Genomic DNA, 638 nt, shown 5'->3' on the forward strand with positions numbered 1-638 from the left:
ACCTGAGCTGTTTCTAAATCTACTTTTGATTCAAGATCTGTATTTAAAGAATTAAACTGTTCAAGAACTGTGGATTTATCGGCTTTGATACTACTTATCGAATTGAATTGTTCCTGAACTGTAGATTTATCAGCTTTAGTTATAAGATTRGTATTTAAACTTGCTACTCCRTCTTCWACAAGTTTTATTTTATYAAATTCTACCTGAGCTGTTTCTAAATCTACTTTTGTTKCAAGATTTGTATTTAATTCCTGAACTGTGGATTTATCGGCTTTAGTTAGAAGATTGGTATTTAAACCCGCTACTCCGTCTTCTACAAGTTTTATTTTATTAAACTCTACCCGAGCTGTTTCTAAATCTACTTTTGATTCAAGATTTGTATTTAAAGAAGTAAACTGTTCAAGAACCGTTGCTTTATCRGCTTTMGTTAGAAGATTKGTATTTAAACTYGCTACTCCRTCTTCTACAAGTTTTATTTTATTAAATTCTACYTGRGCTGTTTCTAAATCTACTTTTGATTCAAGATCTGTATTTAAAGAAKTAAACTGTTCAAGAACTGTGGATTTATCGGCTTTGATACTACTTATCGAATTGAATTGTTCCTGAACTGTAGATTTATCAGCTTTAGTTATAAGATT

The 638-nt window shown here is 30.1% G+C and carries 1 protein-coding gene; it reads right to left on the reverse strand.

Annotated elements, in window-relative coordinates:
* Positions 1-638, reverse strand: a 638-nt coding sequence (locus AB4Y90_RS18115) for a hypothetical protein (protein WP_441558950.1), incomplete at both ends; no start/stop codon positions are given.

This window comes from Chryseobacterium sp. 2TAF14 (assembly GCF_052115105.1).
Lineage (GTDB): Bacteria > Bacteroidota > Bacteroidia > Flavobacteriales > Weeksellaceae > Chryseobacterium.